Genomic DNA, 19,069 nt, shown 5'->3' with positions numbered 1-19,069 from the left:
CTTATTAAAATTAACCTAGAAAGAAAGCCATCATGGAAAATCAAAATACACAACCATTACCAACAGAAGAAAGCCTAAACACCGACGACTTAAGTATTCTACCAGAAAACGATGTAGCGGCAGAAATTCTTGCTTTAGAAGCAGACAACACTACCAACACTAATGATATTGAAATTAATCAAGATCTGATTGACCCAGAAACCACAGAACCAACTGCACAACTGCCTGGTAAACAACTAGCAGATGTTTGTTTTGTTAATGGCAAATGGGTTGCTTGCTAATAGAATTTTCATCGATTCTTTTTAAGATTTAATAGGGAGATAATCTAGTGGTGTTTACAAATTTCCATTAAGATTATCTCACTAATCAAATATCACTTCGTTAACCTGTAGCGAATCTCTTTTCTTAGTAATCCTATTCGATTTGGTAAAATTACCAGGCTTTAGCTCCCCAGCTTCTTTGAAAAGCTGGGGAGCTTTTTATTTGTGAATTATTTAACACTGCGACTGCAATCTGAATTGATGCAGGAGAAAAATATAGATATAGCGATCGCCTGATTTTCAAGACAGTTGATACCTTTATTCTCGGTTTAGTATGATTAATTCTTGAAGATATCCCCAAAAACTCTGAAAAAGCAGGGCAATTTTTCCTTTTAACCCCTTTTTAAGGAAGTCGCTATCGGTAGGAATATCTTAACTGAAGCCTATTGAGTTCTAGACAGGATATATTTTAAAATAAACAAACCTCCAAATAACGCGTATTTCATTTTTAGAGAGATATATTGATATAATTTCGTCAATCTAGGGTTATTGTCGATGGGTGCAGTAAATATGGATAATCTTGCCTTCCAGCTTAAAAGTTTGGGAATTGTAATAGGTGGTGTCATATTTGTTTGTGCAGACTCCGCAAATTCCCAAGTTATTCCAGATACAACTTTACCAAATAATTCACAAGTTACAACTAACAATCAACTTACAACAATTACAGGTGGTACGCTTGCTGGTAGCAATCTGTTTCATAGTTTTGAAAAGTTTTCATTAACAAATGCAGCTATAGCTGCATTTAAGAATAGTGCAGGCGTTCAAAACATTATTACTAGGGTAACAGGTCAATCAATTTCTGATATCAATGGCACTCTCAAAGCAGAAGGGATGGCTAACTTATTTTTGATTAATCCCAACGGAATTGTATTTGGACAAAATGCTGCATTAGATATTGGTGGTTCATTTCTAGCGACTACAGCCAGTAGTCTTAACTTTGCAGATGGTAAAAATTTTAGTGCTACAGAACCACAAACAATAGCCACATTATCAATCAATATTCCCATTGGCTTACAATTTGGGCGGAATGCAGCTACTATCCGCAATCAATCTCAAGCTAGGCTTAATAATGCAATTAATATTCTTGAACAACCTGTAGGTTTACAAGTCGGAACTGGCAAAACTTTAGCACTTGTGGGCGGTAACATCACACTAGAAGGTGGGAACTTAACAGCAAAGTCGGGACAAATTGAGTTAGGAAGTGTTGCTGGTAATAGTTTTGTCAGCCTTCAGTCTACTAACCAAGGTTGGATATTAGGATATGAGAAAGTTCAGAATTTTGAAAACATTCAACTACTTGAACGAATTGTCGGTGGTTCTGAGATTCCCTCTACTGTAGATGTCAGTAGTGACGGTGGTGGTAATATCCAGGTAAGAGGTAAGACAGTAGAACTAATTGGGAATCTTGTAACTTTGATCAGTCGGACTACAGGTAGTATCAACGGTAGAGATTTAACTATTAATGCAAGCAAATTAATTGTTCGAGAGGGCGCACAAATAGATACTTCTACATCTGGAAAGGGTAGAGGAGGAAACTTATTTATTAATGCTGCTGAATCTGTGCAATTAATTGGTAGCTCTCCGTTAGCAAATACTAATTTTGATCAAGTTAGTTTATTAATTAGTGCAACTCGTGGTGAAGGAAATTCTGGCAATATAAACATCAATACCCAACGGTTGCTAGTTCAAGATGGGGCGCAGATATCAACACAATCTAGTGGTTTTTTTGTTCCTCCCCAAAATATTACATTCCAACCAGCTACAGGAGACGCAGGAAATTTAACTATCAACGCTTCTGAGTCCGTAGAACTAATTGGAGCCTTACCTAATGGCTTTGGTAGTAGTTTGTCTTCTAGCACTTTAGGTTCTGCTAAGGCTGGAGAGGTGACAGTAACAACAGGGAAAATAATTATTCGAGATGGTGCTTTAATCAATGTTAGTAGTCGAATACCAAGATTTGGAGTATATCTTGGCAATCCAAATAGTTTAGGGCCAGCAGGTGCAATTAATGTCAACGCTAAGTCTGTTCTGCTAGACAACAGAGGGCAAATAACATCTAACAGTTTAACAGGTAGAGGCGGAGATATCTTGCTACAAGTGCGGAATGTCTTATTACTACGCCGTAATAGTCAAATCTCAACTAATGCAGGTACAGCCAACGCACCAGGAAACGGCGGTAATATTACTATCAATGCACCCAATGGTTTTCTCGTCGCTACTCCCCAAGGCAATAACGACATTACAGCCAATGCTTTTTCTGGTGCTGGTGGTCGGATTATGATCAACGCTAATAGTTTATTTGGATTTGAGCCACGCACTCGCGCTGACTTAGTACAAATATTAGGTACTGAAGATTCTAGACAACTAAACCCCAACCGACTCCCCACCAGCGACATTACTGCCTTTTCGCAACAAAACCCTTCATTAAACGGTACTATTCAAATCAACACTCCTGATGTTGACCCTAGTCGAGGTTTATTAGAACTCCCCGCAGAACCAGTTGATGCTTCCCGTCAAATTGCCGCAGATTGTAAACCAGGGAGTAAACTCAAAAAAGGTTCTCTTATCGCCACAGGTAGGGGGGGAATTGTACCCAGTCCCACAGAACCTTTTATGGATGATTCAGTCTTAGTAAATTGGATTACTCTCAATGGTGAACGTGACAATAGCGCCAATTATTTGTCTCATCATATAAGTAAACAAAAATTAGATTCTGCCAATCAAGAAACTCAAATTATCCCCGCCCAAGGGTGGGTGAGAGATAGTAAAGGTAATGTGACTTTAGTTGCACAAGCATCAACTGTTACACCCCATAGTCCATTACTTAATCCGGCTTCTTGTGCTGCTAATTTGTAATTTGTAGTTCGTAATCACTATGCAGAGAATTTTTACAGTAGACGAGGAAACTCTATATCCTAAGTCTTAATTTTCAACAATAACTAGCTATAGAAAAAATCAAAGTCTTTCAAGGAAAGAATTCTGGCTTTGTTTAAACGGTAATGATAAGCCAATTTTCTTTGCAGAATATCCCATTGTGTCCGTTGAGATTTACGATCAGAAGCATCTAGATGTTTTCTGACTGAATTAATCTTACCTAGCCAGGTGGGATTATATACTTTTAATCCGGCTTTAGCTGCTGCCATACCAATAGCATTACCTTCACCAGAATGAATTCCATGTATTTCTAAATAACGCGCTATGAAATCCCAATATTTGATAAAGTCTCCAGATTTTTTGCTATCTGCGGTAACGGCAAATAAAGATTCTCCAACATAATTAACATTCTCTAAAGATAAATATAGCTTATCTGCTATTTTCTGAAGATATGTCAATCTTTCTGGGTTATATTTCTGTGCGTGTTCTACGATGTTTTCTATATGTCCTGCGGCCAAACCTTCTAAATAGGGAATTTCTGGAGATATATCAGCAATAATTGTTGTATCTGCATCAATTTGGATAGCGGTGGGAAACTTGTTTAAAGCTGCTTGAATTACAAATCGCTTGTCATGATAACAATGCAAAATGCCTGTTTGCTTTAACTTAAAAGCAAAGACATTAGAGCAGTTTTGGAATTCTTCAGGTTGGTCTGTGCCAATTACTAATGTAGTTCCTGGAGAGTGTTTGTCCAGAGTTCTAGCAAGTTCTTTGGCTAAAATACGATATTTAGCTCTAAAAGCAAGGATGCAAAAGCATAAATCTTGACTTAAGTAATTAGGCATGTAATAAAGTAGTAACAAAAGTTAGCTAGAGCAAGACACTTGGGTGTATTTGGTAGAGCTTCCTGCTGGATAAACCGACTTTATTAAATGCTTTTAGGTTCACCATGAATTCACTTATCCTATTAGGCTTTTAAATATCTGCATATCAGTAATTATATTGAAATTTATCATAATTATGTCTAGATGTTTCTGAAGTTTATGTAAAAAACTGCCCCGTTAACTAAATAATCACAGTTACAGTGAGCAGTTAATTGAATGATTTTACCAGTATAGTATGTAGCTTTATTTTGTCTAAGATCAAGAATCTAAATCAAGGGCTTGCATTCCGTTATTTTTGGCAAAACTCAACATACTGCTCAACTGCAACCATAAAAGCAAGCAAGTTAATAAACCAAGTGGTAAACCAACTCCCAAGGCAAGTAAGCTAGGAAAGCCAAAGATTGCTAAACCGGAATAAAGAAAGAGAGTAATGCCAAAGGTTATGCCTAAAAATGGTACTAATAACTGTCTAGAATAAAAACTAGGTTCAGATTTTTCTGTGCTATCTTTGCTCCATTTCTGTACAATCACTTTGAGTGTTCCTGTTAAACCAAAGCCAGAAGTTACAGCTATAAATAACCCAACGGCTAGGAGCAAATAAGGCGGTTGTTCGGGAAAATAGTACATGTAAACTCCAAAGTATATTAAAGGGGAGAAATTTTTTTGTAATAATTTACTAGTCAAAAAATAGGAGGTAAAAGTACCTCCTGATCTAAGACTGGAATTGTTCCTTTCAACGTATTACACCTGATGTAGAATTTCCCAGATTAGCCAAGGCTGTAGCTTTTGGTAAAATGGCGGCTACACCTTCTCTAGAAAACTCTGTTAACAAGCCGATCGCAACATCTAATAAACGATTAGGCTTGATATCATCTTTGACTAAATCCCACAGGCGTTGCACTTCTTCGGTATGCAGGCGGTCATCTTCTGTCAGGGCTAATACTAATTGTCGCCGCAGAAATTTACCTTCTTCTGATAACAAGAATTGCAGTCCCATCTGGGCTGTGGGTAATACATCAAAGTTACCATCTGTACGGGCGATCGCAATTAAATTTTCCAACCTCTGCCACTGAAATTTCCCATCTTTAAACAAGACGTTCAGCAAACGTCGCCGTAATTCGGGAGATTCGCCAGTGAGTAAGCGTCGGGCAACATAAGGATAACCAACTTCTACAATTTTAAAATTCCGGTTGAGGCTGAGGGCAATTCCTTCTTGTGTGACCAACGAACGAATAATTAACGCAAATTTGGCAGGAACTCGGAAAGGATATTCATACATCAATTCCGAAAATTCATCGGTAATTGTTTTGAAGTTAAAATCTCCGACATTCTTACCAATAGCATCCCCCAATACGGCTTCTAATGCCGGTACAATGGGGCAAATATTCGTATCGGGAGTGAGAAAACCCAAATTGACAAAATCGGCGGCTAAATCGAGATAGTCTTTATTGACCAGATGGACTAAGGCATCTACTAAATTTTCCTTGGTTGTTTCTTCTAACTGATCCATCATGCCAAAGTCGATGTAAGCAATTCGACCATCGGGCATAGCAAATAAATTGCCAGGGTGGGGGTCAGCGTGGAAAAAGCCGAATTCTAGCAGTTGTCGTAAACCAGAGGTAACACAAATTTGGATAATTACTTCTGGGTCTAATCCAGCGGCGCGAATACTTTTCGTATCTGTGAGTTTGAAGCCGTTAATCCATTCCAGGGTTAAAACATGATTGCTGGTGTAACGCCAGTAAATTGCTGGGACTTTGACTTGGGGGTCGTTACGGAAATTCTTCGCAAATTTTTCGGCGTTGCGACCTTCGTTGATGTAGTCAATTTCTTCAAATAACTTGGTGCCGAATTCGTCAACAATTAAGGTCAAGTCGTGGCCAAGATTTAGGGGTAGCCAAGGTGCCAGCCAAGCCGCAGCCCACCGCATTAAATAAAGGTCTAAGGTGAGAATAGGACGTAGGTTGGGACGTTGTACCTTCACTGCTACTTCTTCACCACTGAGCAAACGACCACGGTAAACTTGACCTAAACTAGCCGCAGCGACCGGTGATGGAGATAATTCGCTGTAAACATCTGATATGGCACATTCGAGTTCTTTTTCGATTATTGCGTAAGCGATCGCATTATCGAAGGGGGGTAATTGGTCTTGTAGTTTGACCAATTCTTCTAAGAAATCTTTGCGGATTAAGTCAGGCCGGGTAGAGAGGGCTTGACCGACTTTAATGAAGGTGGGGCCTAGGCTAGTGAGCAGTTCTCGTAATTGGGTAGCTCGCTTTCCCCGATTCTGCTCTACTTGATCTTGCCATTCATCCCACTTTAGACTCAAAATGAATCCAGCAAAAGACCAGATTATTCTCAGCAAGCGTCCCCATGCTAACCAGGGGCGGTAACGATAGTGACGAGCGATCGCTTCTGGATTGTACCGCTTTAGCTGAGCAGGTTGATACTGACCCACGCTTTTGTTTGCCTCTTCAACTGGGAAATCTACACTGTTGTTCTTTTGGCATCCCGACATACAAGCTAATTGCTTGTTGAGGATAACCTTAGTTTTTTATAAAAAACTATTAAACTTTATTTTTTTTCGGGTACACACTCGGCGATAAAAGCCTACCGTGCTTGCCTAACTTTTTTATCTTTTTCTTAATTATACTTTATAAAAGTACAAAAAATCCCCGCAAATGGGGCGAAAACAAACTGTTAATAGTTAAAGAATTATTAAGGAGCGATTTTTCCTAGGGCTTGTCATCAATTAAAAAAACGATCGCGATATTAATTTGATCAACGCGATCGCATTTGTTTTATACAGTAGTAAACCAAGTTCTACTTAGATTTCGCCTCCAAATTTTCTAAACGACTTTTGAGTTCTTGGTTTTGTTGTTTGAGTTGGTCGAGTTCTTCGCGCAATTGGCGTAATGCAGTTTCTGGGCCGATATGCTTTTGAACATTGGCAATTTCTTCGTCAGCATAGCGGCGTACTCGACCATCTGGGGTTTGTTCAGCAAGCGATCGCAAAATACCAATTGCTTTGGGTGTTTCCATTTTGCCCAAAGCTGTGACTACGGCGACTTGGGTTAAAAAGAATGTTTCTTTGGCGAGTTCTGTTAATCTGTCTAAAATCCGTTCTAGGTTAACAGGAGTTTGGCCGACGGAAATCTTACCTAAAGCCCGAATTGCCGCTAAACGTAAGGCTTGGGGAACTCCCTGTTTGGTGTATTCCAGCAATAGATTTAAAGCTGCTTCGGAAGTTTTGAGTTCTGCTAAACCGTTAACTGCGCCACTGCGGACAACTTCATTCCAGCCTGCTTTTTCTTCTAAAACCGACTTCAGCAGCTTGATGACTTTTTCTTCCTTGGGCTTTTCATCTAGATTAGCAGCTGCGATCGCTCCAATTGCGAGGGCAGCGGCAGCTTCTACATAATAACTGCGATCTCCTTCTTGTATGACCTCTTTCACAGCCTTATAGCTGTCATAGGTTTTAATTGTCGCCAGTGCATTCACAACAGCACGGCGCACATAAGGACTTTTATCTTTTAATCCAGTAACTAACCCATCAAAAGCTTGATCTAATTTGACTTCTGCTAGTTGTTTCGCCACTTCTACCCGCACACCCCAAAAAGGATCGTTTTTCAATGAGGTTGATAAAGCTTTGGTCGCTTCCAAACCGCCTTTTTTCGCCAAAGCCGCAGCTGCGTAGACGCGGGAAATTGGATCAGGGTCAAATTCTAACTGTGCTTTTAACTCTGGAACAGGATATTCCAAGGTTACAGTTTTCAAGAAATGATTGCCGACATCAAAGCTAATGAAATCTGGTTTGGCTGACAGTGGGAAGTAGAAGGTTTGTTCGGGTTCGTGTACTCGGACTGTAAAAGTGGTGAATGGGGAGTGCTGAGTGCTGTAGCCAAAACCGATAGGGATTTTCAGGTCAAATAAATTTTTACTGCTATTGTTATCGGCTTGGGTTTGGGTAACTGTGACCTTGGCTAAATTTGCATCGCCATCCCAAGCGTAAGCCACTTTAAAATCAGGATGACCACCACGATAAACGTATTGGTCGAATAAAAAAGCTAAATTTCGTCCTGTGGCTTTGTCAATGGCGCGGAGTAAATCTACTGTTTCCACAGTTTTATGAGCATTATCTTGGACAAATGTTTGAATGGCGTGCCAAAATAATTCTTCTCCTAATTCCGCCCGAATCATGTGATAAACACAAGACCCTTTTTCGTAGATGTGACGGTCATAGAGTTCAATGGCTTCGCGGTAAACATGAGTTACCATAGGGCGGCGGTAGCGGCTACTATCTTCGCTTAAATAACTCCGCGCTTCTAATAAACGATAATATGCTGCTTCTGCGGCACTATATTCCTGTTCCATCCACATCACTTCGGAGTAAGAAGCCATACCTTCTTTGATCCAAGCATGAGACCAATGCTTAATTACTAGCAAATCGCCAAACCACTGATGCGCTAGTTCGTGAACAACTAAACTTTCGGTGTTGCGGTTATCTAAAGCGGCGCGTTCATCTAAAAGACAACGGTCTGTTAATAAGGTGGTGGAAGTATTTTCCATCCCGCCAAAAATGAAGTCATCAACGCAAACTTGAGCATATTTGGGAAAAGCGTAAGCATAACCATACTTTTCACTCAAAAATTCAATCATGCGGGGAGTTTTCCCCATACTGCGTTTCGCGTCGGCTTCCCGGCCTTTTTCAACGTAGTAGGTGACAGGTTTACCTTTCCATTCATCTCGAATTTCGGCAAAGTCACCCACAGCCAGAGTCATTAAGTATGTGGGATGAACTTGCTGTTGTGACCAATGGTAAATTTTTTCGGAACCTTCTTCAGATGTATCAATTAATTCACCGTTGGAAATGGCGACTAATGATTTAGGGACACGTACCCGAATTTCTGATGTTGAGAGTTGTCCGGGATAGTCAAAGCAGGGAAACCAAAAACGGGAGTCTTCGTCTTCGCCTTGAGTCCAGACTTGGGTGGGTTTGTGGGGATAGTGTTTGTCTGGTTGAATAAAGTAGATACCGCGTTGGGGTTTTTCGGCTGAATAGGCGATCGCAATCAAAATCCTTTTACCCAGTTCTGTGGGTTGGTCAAGCTTAATCGCCAGCCGTTCGCCATCATAGTCAAACTTTTGCGCCACTTCATCCACTTGCACAGATTGGATATTTAAATTAACTGCATCCAGTAGCAAACGGTCAATTCCAGAGCGAATCGGTGACAAACGAATACTACAACTACCGTGATAACTTTGCTTAGGGATGTCTAAGTGCAAGTCGAGAAAAATATGCTCTACCTGTCCAGGGCGATCTGGATTATAGTGTGGTCTGGCTCCTGGTAACTCAAAAGATTTGTGTCCGTTATTATCTGTATCAAAATAGGAATGTGTCATTGATGCTGACTGACCTTGTAATCCTAAAAAATCTAAGTAAGTTTACGAGAATAATGCTATCGGTAATGTTTGCTCATCCAAACAGCGGATAGAGAATATGCGATCGTTGCAATTGTGTGAGAGATTCTCATGAATCTTCTGTGGTGATATTTTTGATGATTTTTCCTTGAGTATAAATACTCGGCAAATTTTCTTATTAGCTTAGGATAGCCTGCCTCTTTCCCACAAGCTATCTCTCAAGATGAATAACCTAGCATTTACGGATTTGCATCTCATTTCTTTGAAGTATTTTTTTGGAGTTTTTTGTCAACTTATATGTATAGATTCACTAATTTTATCAGTATAAACCGAATACTTAGTGAAATTTATCCATAATTCCGCGAACTCAACAATGACGTTTTTACTAACCTCAGTAAAAATCTGAGAAAAAGAGGACAGTAACAATGCCTGAACGTAAGACAAATTTTTTAATTCCTGCCATTGGTGCAGTTGTCGCCGTGGTGGGAGGTATAGCAGTTTACACTTATTTTTCTAAAGGGCCTGCTGGAGATATTTCCGGTGCTTTAGGTAGTGCTAAATTAGTTCCAGCATCAGCAGTGATGGCTACATATATTTCTACTGATGCTCAAGCTTGGTCAAAATTGCAGCAGTTCGGCACACCAGAAGCTCAAAAGCTGCTGACAAAAACTCTAGAAGACTTGAACAAAGATATGTTTAAGGGCAGTGATATTTCTTACGAAAAAGATATCAAGCCTTGGGTTGGTGGTGTAATGTTTGCCGTGTTACCTCCCAGTACGATTAAACCGGCTCAGTTCCCAACTCCTGGAAATACAGCCAAGCCCTCAACAAAATTACAACAAGAAACAAATATTTTAATGGTGGTAGGGATCAAAGATAAACTTGCTGCTTTGAATTTTGCCAATAAATTAAAAAGTCAAAAAGGTGTACAAAGTAAAGAATATGATTATAAAGGTGAAAAGATTACCGAAACAATAGAAAATGCAAGACCAACATATAATGTAGTTGTCAATAATAGTTATTTGCTATTAGCTCCAGAAAAACAATCTGTAGAAAAAGCAATTGATACCTTAAAAGGGCAACCTTCCTTTGCTAATAAAGAAGGGGCAAATAACCTTATCAGCAAGAGTGTAAATTTGCAAAATACCCTAGCGCAAATTTATGTACCGGACTATGCAGGCATGGTACAGCAATTAGCAGCAGCCAGCAATCAGGGTAAAGCACTACCGCCACAAACTTTGTCACAGTTGAAACAAGTAAAATCAATGGTGGCTGGTGTCGGTATAGATGATATGGGAGTGCGGGTAAAAGCGATCGCTAATTTAGATCCGCAACTAAACAAATTTCAGTATCAAAACACACCAGCTAAGATATTGGCACAATTTCCTGGTGATACCTTTGCGCTGATTAGTGGTAATGGTATCAGTCGCGGTTGGCAAACACTCGTAGAACAGTCAAAAGACTATCCAGAAGTTCAGCAAACCCTACAACAAGTCCGCAGTCAGTTAAAATTCGCCAATATTGACTTAGATAAAGAAATTTTTGGCTGGATGGATGGAGAATTTGGCGTTGGGGCGATTCCCTCTAATCAAGGTGTGTTAGCCAGTGTAGGTTTTGGTGGTGCGCTTGTATTTGATACCAGCGATCGCAAAACCGCAGAAGCCACTTTTATAAAACTTGACAACTTAGCCAAAGCCCAAAGAATCAACATCGCCACCAGAAAAATTAGCGGTAAAGATGTCACAGAATGGCAAATACCCAAGCAAGGAGCATTATTAGCTCATGGTTGGTTAGATCAAGATACCGTCTTTTTAGCACTTGGTGGCCCTGTTGCTGACGCTTTAGCAGCTAACAAAAGCTCATCACTCGATCAAAGCAACACCTTTAAAACTGTTACAGGTTCATTGCAACAACCTAACGGTGGTTACTTCTACTTAGATATGGATAAAACTGTATCTTTAGTTAATCGTTTCGCTGCCCAAGGTAGACCAATTCCACCTGAGACTACAGCCCTTCTAAATTCGATTCGTGGTTTGGCTGCAACCGCCACTAGCCCCGACAAATCCACTAGTCAACTAGAAGTCTTGTTGGCACTCAAACCAAGTAAGAATTAGGTTGTAAGGGTTGGGGAAGAGTTTTCTCTGACTCAATCCTGAATTATTTAACCTCCGTTCGGGTTAAAAAGATTTTGCTGCTGGTCTTAAGCACCAGTTCTAAAAAATCGAACCACAGAGGCGCAGAGGTCACAGAGAAATGAGAGTTTGAGAGGTATTTTGCGTAAGTCCTAGGAGTTTCAGCCAATGATAGAATCATGGTTTGGGCTGACCCCGAACTCAGGTTATTTACATTTAGCACTTTGTTAGTACTACTGTTTCACTGGAATTTGAATTCTAAACTCAGTTCCTTGTCCGGGAGTAGAGAAACAATCTAACTTGCCGTGATGCTTTTCGCTAATGATTTGATAACTAATCGCCATCCCCATACCCGTACCTTTCCCCACAGGTTTAGTAGTAAAGAAGGGGTCAAAAATGCGGTTTTTTACTTGTTCTGGCATTCCTGTTCCATTATCAGCGATCGCAATTTCTACCCATCGACTATCACAAGCTGATGTCCGAATAGTAATTTGTGGTTTCTGCACTGTTGAATTTTGAGTATTGACACTTGACTCTTCCAAAGCATCAATCGCATTCACCAAAATATTCATCAAAACCTGATTGAGTTGTCCAGGATAGCATTCCACTTCAGGTAAATTGCCATAGTCACGAATAACTTCAATCCCCGGCGATTCTGGTTTGTCTTTGAGGCGATATTGCAAAATCAATAATGTGCTTTCAATACCTTCATGAATATCAACTGTTTTAAAATCCGCTTCATCCATGCGCGAAAAATTTCGCAACGACAGCACAATGTTACGAATTCGCTCAGTTCCTATTTTCATTGAAGGCAGAATCTTATCTAAATCTTCTATCAAAAACTCTAAATCAATTTCTTCAGCTAGTGCTTGTATTTTTGGGTCTTTATTAGGATAGCATTCTTGGTAAAGATGAAGTATTTGAAGCAGATTTTGAGTGTATTCGCTCAGATGAGTAATGTTACCATGAATAAAATTTACTGGATTATTAATTTCATGGGCAACTCCTGCAACTAATTGACCAAGACTCGACATTTTTTCATTTTGAATTACTTGTGCTTGGGTGCGGGTTAATTCGCTTAATGCTGTTTTTAGCTCGGTAGTACGTTCTTCCACTCGGTCTTCTAATTCTGCTTTACTATTTTCTAAAGCAGCAAAAGATTGACGCAGTTGTTCAGCCATATAATTGAAAGACTGAGCCAATGTATTGAGTTCTTCAATTTTGCTAATATTGACAGTCTGTTCTAAGTTGCCCGATGCCATTACCTGACTAGCACGATTGATTCGCAAAATTGGTTGGATAACCCAATTAGAAGTTAAATAACCGATAAAAGTTGCTAAAACTAATGCGGCTAAACAGAGCAATATTGTAATTTGAGTATTGGTGCTAATCTTTGCCATAAAAGCTTTTTCTGGCACATTCACTACTACTAACCAATCAAGTCCATATTGATCGCTCCAAGGAGTGACATATAAAAATTGTGTTTCTTTCGGAAGTTTCAATTGCAGTTTTTTTTGTGCAGTAATTGACTGGAATCCATTAAATTTCCGTTCAAGATATTTAGCAGTATTTTTAACTATTGGATCGGGACTTTGTGTAGCTTTGACTCGCTTAACTTCACCATTAATTACCAAAAAAGTTTCTTGTTTACTAGAGTTGGCAATTAACATACCATTTCGTTCGACAATAAACACCTGTCCCAAATCGCTAACATCCAAACGCCGCAAAAATTCACTTAACTTTAATAAATGGATGTCTGCACCAACCATTCCTAATAACTGCTTATTTGCGTCATATATGGGACGACCAGTCGCAGCACTGATATAAGCACCATCAGGTGAATTCCAGGTGTAAATGCGCGACCAAATTGGTTTACCCGCTTTTATTGGTTCTGTATACCAAGTTTCTTTAAAGTTGTTGTATTCAAATGAGTTATTGATGTGGATGCGATCGCCTTGTTGATTTGTGGCGTAGTTGCGTCCATTGTTGGGTAGTTTAGCCGACCAATCGTCAATTGTGACAGTTTTGCCATCGTAACGGGCTGCACCTACCCCTTCACCTGTAGTCAATCCCATACCAATGTAAGTTAAATCGTAGGCCTGCATTTCCTTCCAGAAATACTTACCCATAGTTTTGCGATCGCGTATATCTAACAATCCCATTGCGATCGCATCAGCATTAATCTGGTTAATCTTATGGGGGATAGATACATAAGCATCCAGATGCTGCTGCACTATACCATTAGTCCGGTTCATTAACTGATCTGCCAAGTCATTGACTGCTTGTCGCCCATTTTTAAATGACAAATAGCCCACTAAACCCACTGCACCAAAGATTTGTAAGGCGAAGGGAATAATCAGCACCAGTTGTAATGGAAAAGCTTTAACTTTGCGAGAGTCAGTTCTAGTCATTTAAATTCTATCCTCCAACATTGGATAGATTAAAATTGATACTTCGTGAGCTAGTATTCCCACAGGTAACAGCGAACTCAACATTTACAGTAAAAATTAATGTTTATCAATTACGGATGATCTGGTGTAGCATCTTCCAGACTAATTTAGGACGGTTATTCCCACCGGAAATTATCAACAGAATTTGTCAAAATAAAAGGTAACTTGAGGGCTAAAAAATGAAATTTTCAATTGAAGCTGTATACACTTGGTATCGCAATTTAATTCGCAACCCAAAGTATCGCTGGTGGGTGATTTTAGGAACACTAGTTTATTTTGTCAGCCCTATTGATATTGTTCCTGATATTTTTCCCATCGTTGGTCAAATTGACGATGTTCTGCTCATGACACTCTTAGTTAGTGAAGTTTCTGGACTAGTGCTTGAAGGTTGGAAAGCGCGTAAAGGTGTAGACACTTCTGTGAATACTGCTAATGCCGCCAATACTTCAAATGATGCTACTTCGGATGCAAAAACCGTTGATGTTGATGCTGTGTCGGTTAAATAGTTTTTTTACAAAAAAATACATCAATCCTCTGTTTGTCAAACCGAACAGGGGATATTTTTTTAACATAGAAAGATGTAGTAAATTAGGCTTGGCATTAATTTCAAATTTAGCGATCGCCAGAAAGTTAACTCCCCTACTATCCAGTGGCTGATGATCTAGTTTGGCAAAAATCTCACTGATGGCAGAAGTTTTACTGAGTCAGATTTCCTACAATCAAGCGTGGAAAAACTGATACTACCTAACCATGCGAATACTCCTGGTAGAAGATGACACAGCCCAATTAGAACCCTTGCAAACAGCATTGTCTCAAGCTGGACATATTGTAGATGGTTTAGAAAACGGCGCGATCGCTCAGTGGGCAATTACCCAGCGAGACTATGATTTATTGATATTAGACTGGATGCTACCAGAAATCAGTGGCTTAGATTTATGTCGGCAATATCGCCAAGCAGGGAAAACCTCTCCTGTATTGATTTTGACGGCAAAAGATACCACTGCGGAAAAAGTCACGGGCTTAGATGCTGGTGCAGATGATTATTTAGTCAAACCGACAGATTTATTTGAATTATTAGCGCGAGTGCGGGCTTTAGGTAGGCGATCGCCTATTTGGCAAGGTGAGGAACTCCAACTTGCAAATCTAAAATTGCACATTTCCACACAGATTGTCGAACGCGATGAAACAAAAGTAGAGTTATCTACCCGCGAATTTCAGTTACTAGAATATTTGATGCGTCATCCATATCAAGTTTTAAGCCGCGATCAAATTGAACAAGCTTTATGGGAATGGGGTAGTGAACCAGAAAGTAATGCAACAACAGCCTTAGTCAGGCGTTTGCGCCAGCGTTTACAGTTGCTAGATGTAGCAGATTGGCTAGAAACTATTTATGGGATGGGCTATCGTCTTAATCCTGATCAAAAAAATAACGTTTAAATTTTTGAGTTATGTTCAACCGTAGCCGCCGTAACTTGGCTAGTTGGTTCACTCTCTCAATGGGTAGCATTCTCGTAATTTTTGCTGGGATTCTTTATTATCAAGAATCAGTCCAGCAGTTAGAGGTTATTGACCTATTTTTATACAAAAAATCTAGAGTAATTACCGCAGGTGTACAGTACAAAATTTACCAAGGAGAAAAAAAATTATTTCTCAAACATTTACCAGTGTTAGGAAATAACCCACCAGCAGCAGATAGTGAAATTTTTTATGCTCGTTGGTACGACCCCAAGGGCAAATTAAAACGTTACTTTGGGCAGATGCCACAAGAACAATTAAACCAAACATTTGCCTATCAAACATTAAAAATTATCGATAATTTAGATGGAGTTATTTGGTTACGGGAAATTACCTTGCCAGTGAAGCATAAAGGTGAATTAATTGGCTATCTGCAAATGGCAATGCCCATGACTCGTGTGCAAGAATTACTCGATAGATTTTTACTTTTATTAATATCAACGGTATTCATTGCTTTAGGAATCACAAGTTTAACTGGATGGTTTCTCAGCGGCATAGCCATGCAACCCATCCAACTAAGTTACAGACAACTTGAACGCTTTACAGCCCATGCTTCCCATGAATTACGCACTCCTTTGGCGGCAATTTTGAGTAATGCTCAAGTTGGCTTACTCGCCCCAATGGAAGATAGTGCTAGTAAACATCTGCGTCTAGAAAAAGTTGCAGATGTAGCTAAATCGATGAATACATTGATTGGCAATTTATTATTTCTGGCACGCCGCACAGGGTGTTTAACTCCAGAATCATTAAAAAAAATTGACTTGAGAGACTTACTGAAGGAAGTATTAAACTCCCCATCAGTGAAGACTGCCGCTAAACATTTAAACCTCAAGAGTGATTTACCAGAATCTCCAATTATGGTGCGTTTAGATGACGAATTAATCTGTTTAGCTGTGATTAATTTGCTGAGTAACGCCTGTAAGTATACTCCGCCAGGGGGATTGGTAGAGTTACGTTTATTTACTAAATACAATCAGGCAATTATTGAAGTAAAAGATAATGGTATTGGAATTGCTGCAACAGATTTACCACATATCTTTGAACAGTTTTATCGAGTAGAACAACATCAAACAAATTCTGCAAATAGTTTTGGTTTGGGATTAGCGATCGCTCAACAGATTATTGAAGCACATAACGGTCATCTGAGTGTAAAAAGCGAACTAGATAAGGGTTCTATATTTCAAATTAAATTGCCACTTTAAGAGTAAATAAAAATCAAGCACTTCAGATCACCGACTTCTTTAAGAAGTCGGTGATCTTTATTATTCACAAAAGATGAAAAATGACGATGGTTGTCACTTTTATGTCATATTTATCCCGCACTATCAAAAGTAATTGATATTTTTTCACAACATTGCTCATTACACTCAATACCGAGCAGGAGTCGATGTGAGTAGACATGAAAAGTACAAATTACTTGAAGGTTTAGCAACTACGGAAGCAGCACCCAAGGCATCACTGACACTATCAGATGCTGTAGCGTTGATTGTCGGTATTGTAATTGGTGCAGGAATTTTTGAAACTCCTGCTTTAGTAGCAACCCAAGCAGGAAGCAGTTTTGCTGTACTGCTGTTTTGGTTGATTGGGGGATTGGTTTCTCTGGTAGGTGCATTGTGCTACGCAGAGTTAGCCACAACATATCCTGATGTAGGTGGAGTTTATTATTATCTCAAACGTGCCTTTGGGCGAGAAGTTGCCTTTTTATTTGCTTGGGCGCGAATGACAGTGATTCAAACTGGCTCAATTGCTTTATTGGCGTTTGTTTTTGGTGACTATGCTTCGCAAATTTGGCAGTTAGGAAACTTTTCAACTTCGATTTATGCCGCAATGGCGATCGCATTCTTAACTGCGTTAAATATTATCGGCTTACAACAAGGTAAGTGGACGCAAAACTTACTGACGGTGGCGAAAGTTCTCGGTTTGTTGCTAGTAGTGTTAATTGGCTTAACTATTACGCCAAATGCTCCCACGGCTGTAGAATCTACCGCAACAGGAACTTGGGGACTAGCAATGGTGTTTGTCTTGTTGTCTTATGGCGGTTGGAATGAAGCCGCTTATATTTCTGCCGAAATTCAAAATCGTCAACGCAATATTGTGCGATCGCTGCTTTGGAGTATTGGCACAATTACTGTAATTTACTTGCTAATTAATTTAGCTTATCTGCGGGGATTGGGGTTAACAAATATGTCCAATTCCCAAGCTGTAGCGGCTGATTTAATGCGGGCGTTTTGGGGTGAACCGGGCGCTTGGTTTATCAGTTTGTTGATTGCAGTTTCCACTTTGGGCGCACTGAACGCTACTTTATTTACTGGGGCGCGGACTAATTACGCTTTAGGACAGGATTTTGCCATTTTCGGTTTTATGGGACACTGGCGGCAACGTCCAAGCACACCTAGTTATGCTTTATTATTGCAAGCTGCGATCGCTTTGGCGTTGGTTTTGTTAGGTACGTTCACCCGCAAAGGCTTTGAAACAATGGTGGACTATACCGCCCCGATATTTTGGTTTTTCTTTTTACTTTCCGGTATCTCGCTGCTAGTGCTACGCCACCGAGAACCGCAAATTCAGCGACCATTCCGCGTCCCATTTTATCCCTTGACACCATTATTATTTTGTGCGATGTGCGGCTACTTACTTTATTCCAGCTTGGCGTATACCGGAGTGGGCGCTGGTGTGGGGGTTTTAGTTGTAGCCGCAGGTATTCCGCTATTGCTGTGGAATCGTTACCGCCAAAATAGAACGTAATTCATTCAACATTCACCTATTTTTGCTTTAGGAGTAGATTCATGTTTAAAAAAATTCTGCTTTCATTAATTACAGGTGTGAGTGTCACCACTTTGGCAATTGCCGGATGCACCGCCCAACAACAAGATTCAGCAGCAGAAGTGCAACCGCCTATTTTAACGGCTCAAACTGAAGCACCGACAACAACACAACCTCAAGAACGCCCTGGTGATGTTCCTTATGTACCAACACCACAGCCTGTAGTTGATGCTATGTTGCAAGTAGCCAAGGTAGGTAAAAATGATGTGCTTTATGACCTGGGGAGTGGTGATGGCCGAATTGTCGTGACAGCAGCACAAAAGTATGGTACACGCGGCGTAGGTATAGATATTAATCCCGAACGGATTCAAGAAGCTAACGCCAACGCCCAAAAAGCCGGAGTCACAGACCGAGTAAAATTCCGTCAGCAAGATTTATTCCAAACTGATTTGAGTGAAGCGACTGTCATCACACTGTATCTACTACCCGAAGTTAACCAAAAACTTCGCCCCGAATTATTAAAACTCAAACCGGGTACCAGAATTGTTTCTCACGCTTTTGATATGGGCGACTGGAAACCACAACAAACACTACAAGTAGATGGAAAGACTATTTACTATTGGGTAGTGCCAAAAGAAGTACCAGCTAATTTGCGATAAGCAATATTACAAGGCTGGGTATATGGGTGTAGGGCTTTGTAATACCTACAC

13 protein-coding genes are annotated in these 19,069 nt (G+C 39.9%); 8 read left to right on the top strand and 5 right to left on the bottom strand.

Annotated elements, in window-relative coordinates; translation table 11 throughout:
- Positions 1-32 precede the first annotated feature (32 nt).
- Positions 33-281, top strand: a complete 249-nt coding sequence (locus NOS7107_RS14495; RefSeq protein ID WP_015113728.1) for a hypothetical protein — start codon at positions 33-35, stop codon at positions 279-281.
- Positions 282-830: 549 nt separating this feature from the next.
- A complete protein-coding gene (locus tag NOS7107_RS14490) occupies positions 831-3,176 on the top strand; it encodes a filamentous hemagglutinin N-terminal domain-containing protein (protein WP_044500808.1) in 2,346 nt (781 codons plus the stop codon).
- 83 nt (positions 3,177-3,259) lie between these two features.
- On the opposite strand, the gene NOS7107_RS14485 is transcribed toward NOS7107_RS14490, so the two are convergent.
- From NOS7107_RS14485 to NOS7107_RS14470, 4 genes are all read right to left on the bottom strand, one after another.
- Positions 3,260-4,039 (bottom strand): hypothetical protein, encoded by a 780-nt coding sequence (locus NOS7107_RS14485; RefSeq protein ID WP_015113726.1) that lies wholly within the window; start codon positions 4,037-4,039, stop codon positions 3,260-3,262.
- A 297-nt stretch (positions 4,040-4,336) separates the two neighbouring features.
- Positions 4,337-4,705 (bottom strand): hypothetical protein, encoded by a 369-nt coding sequence (locus NOS7107_RS14480; protein WP_015113725.1) that lies wholly within the window; start codon positions 4,703-4,705, stop codon positions 4,337-4,339.
- A gap of 106 nt (positions 4,706-4,811) precedes the next feature.
- A complete protein-coding gene (locus tag NOS7107_RS14475) occupies positions 4,812-6,536 on the bottom strand; it encodes an AarF/ABC1/UbiB kinase family protein (protein ID WP_044500806.1) in 1,725 nt (574 codons plus the stop codon).
- Positions 6,537-6,901: 365 nt separating this feature from the next.
- On the bottom strand, positions 6,902-9,481 hold the full coding sequence (locus tag NOS7107_RS14470; RefSeq protein ID WP_015113723.1) for a M1 family metallopeptidase: 2,580 nt from the start codon (positions 9,479-9,481) through the stop codon (positions 6,902-6,904).
- A 443-nt stretch (positions 9,482-9,924) separates the two neighbouring features.
- Between NOS7107_RS14470 and NOS7107_RS14465 the strand changes: the two genes are divergently transcribed.
- Positions 9,925-11,613 carry a DUF3352 domain-containing protein gene (locus NOS7107_RS14465; protein WP_015113722.1) on the top strand — a complete coding sequence of 563 codons (1,689 nt, stop codon included), beginning with the start codon at positions 9,925-9,927 and terminating at the stop codon, positions 11,611-11,613.
- 251 nt (positions 11,614-11,864) lie between these two features.
- On the opposite strand, the gene NOS7107_RS14460 is transcribed toward NOS7107_RS14465, so the two are convergent.
- Positions 11,865-14,042 carry an ATP-binding protein gene (locus tag NOS7107_RS14460; RefSeq protein WP_015113721.1) on the bottom strand — a complete coding sequence of 726 codons (2,178 nt, stop codon included), beginning with the start codon at positions 14,040-14,042 and terminating at the stop codon, positions 11,865-11,867.
- 218 nt (positions 14,043-14,260) lie between these two features.
- Between NOS7107_RS14460 and NOS7107_RS14455 the strand changes: the two genes are divergently transcribed.
- From NOS7107_RS14455 to NOS7107_RS14435, 5 genes are all read left to right on the top strand, one after another.
- On the top strand, positions 14,261-14,587 hold the full coding sequence (locus NOS7107_RS14455) for a YkvA family protein (RefSeq protein ID WP_015113720.1): 327 nt from the start codon (positions 14,261-14,263) through the stop codon (positions 14,585-14,587).
- Positions 14,588-14,831: 244 nt separating this feature from the next.
- Positions 14,832-15,518 (top strand): two-component system response regulator RppA, encoded by a 687-nt coding sequence (gene rppA / locus NOS7107_RS14450; RefSeq protein WP_015113719.1) that lies wholly within the window; start codon positions 14,832-14,834, stop codon positions 15,516-15,518.
- 11 nt (positions 15,519-15,529) lie between these two features.
- Complete coding sequence (locus NOS7107_RS14445) at positions 15,530-16,798, top strand: cell wall metabolism sensor histidine kinase WalK (protein ID WP_015113718.1); 1,269 nt, start codon at positions 15,530-15,532, stop codon at positions 16,796-16,798.
- A gap of 187 nt (positions 16,799-16,985) precedes the next feature.
- Positions 16,986-18,341, top strand: a complete 1,356-nt coding sequence (locus NOS7107_RS14440; RefSeq protein WP_015113717.1) for an APC family permease — start codon at positions 16,986-16,988, stop codon at positions 18,339-18,341.
- Between the two features lie 41 nt (positions 18,342-18,382).
- A complete protein-coding gene (locus tag NOS7107_RS14435; RefSeq protein ID WP_015113716.1) occupies positions 18,383-19,018 on the top strand; it encodes a cyclopropane-fatty-acyl-phospholipid synthase family protein in 636 nt (211 codons plus the stop codon).
- Positions 19,019-19,069: the final 51 nt, after the last annotated feature.

The sequence above is a fragment of the Nostoc sp. PCC 7107 genome, assembly GCF_000316625.1.
Taxonomy (GTDB): Bacteria; Cyanobacteriota; Cyanobacteriia; order Cyanobacteriales; family Nostocaceae; genus Nostoc_B.
The sequence above is the reverse complement of the archived record's forward strand: the minus strand, read 5'-3'. Positions and strand labels throughout refer to the sequence as shown.

Excerpts from the sequence above, each read along its gene's own strand:
- NOS7107_RS14485 (WP_015113726.1), bottom strand. The coding sequence starts at position 4,039 with ATGCCTAATTACTTAAGTCAAGATTTATGCTTTTGCATCCTTGCTTTT.
- rppA (WP_015113719.1), top strand. The coding sequence starts at position 14,832 with ATGCGAATACTCCTGGTAGAAGATGACACAGCCCAATTAGAACCCTTG.
- NOS7107_RS14460 (WP_015113721.1), bottom strand. The coding sequence starts at position 14,042 with ATGACTAGAACTGACTCTCGCAAAGTTAAAGCTTTTCCATTACAACTG.
- NOS7107_RS14495 (WP_015113728.1), top strand. The coding sequence starts at position 33 with ATGGAAAATCAAAATACACAACCATTACCAACAGAAGAAAGCCTAAAC.
- NOS7107_RS14455 (WP_015113720.1), top strand. The coding sequence starts at position 14,261 with ATGAAATTTTCAATTGAAGCTGTATACACTTGGTATCGCAATTTAATT.
- NOS7107_RS14435 (WP_015113716.1), top strand. The coding sequence starts at position 18,383 with ATGTTTAAAAAAATTCTGCTTTCATTAATTACAGGTGTGAGTGTCACC.
- NOS7107_RS14480 (WP_015113725.1), bottom strand. The coding sequence starts at position 4,705 with ATGTACTATTTTCCCGAACAACCGCCTTATTTGCTCCTAGCCGTTGGG.
- NOS7107_RS14465 (WP_015113722.1), top strand. The coding sequence starts at position 9,925 with ATGCCTGAACGTAAGACAAATTTTTTAATTCCTGCCATTGGTGCAGTT.
- NOS7107_RS14490 (WP_044500808.1), top strand. The coding sequence starts at position 831 with ATGGATAATCTTGCCTTCCAGCTTAAAAGTTTGGGAATTGTAATAGGT.
- NOS7107_RS14470 (WP_015113723.1), bottom strand. The coding sequence starts at position 9,481 with ATGACACATTCCTATTTTGATACAGATAATAACGGACACAAATCTTTT.
- NOS7107_RS14445 (WP_015113718.1), top strand. The coding sequence starts at position 15,530 with ATGTTCAACCGTAGCCGCCGTAACTTGGCTAGTTGGTTCACTCTCTCA.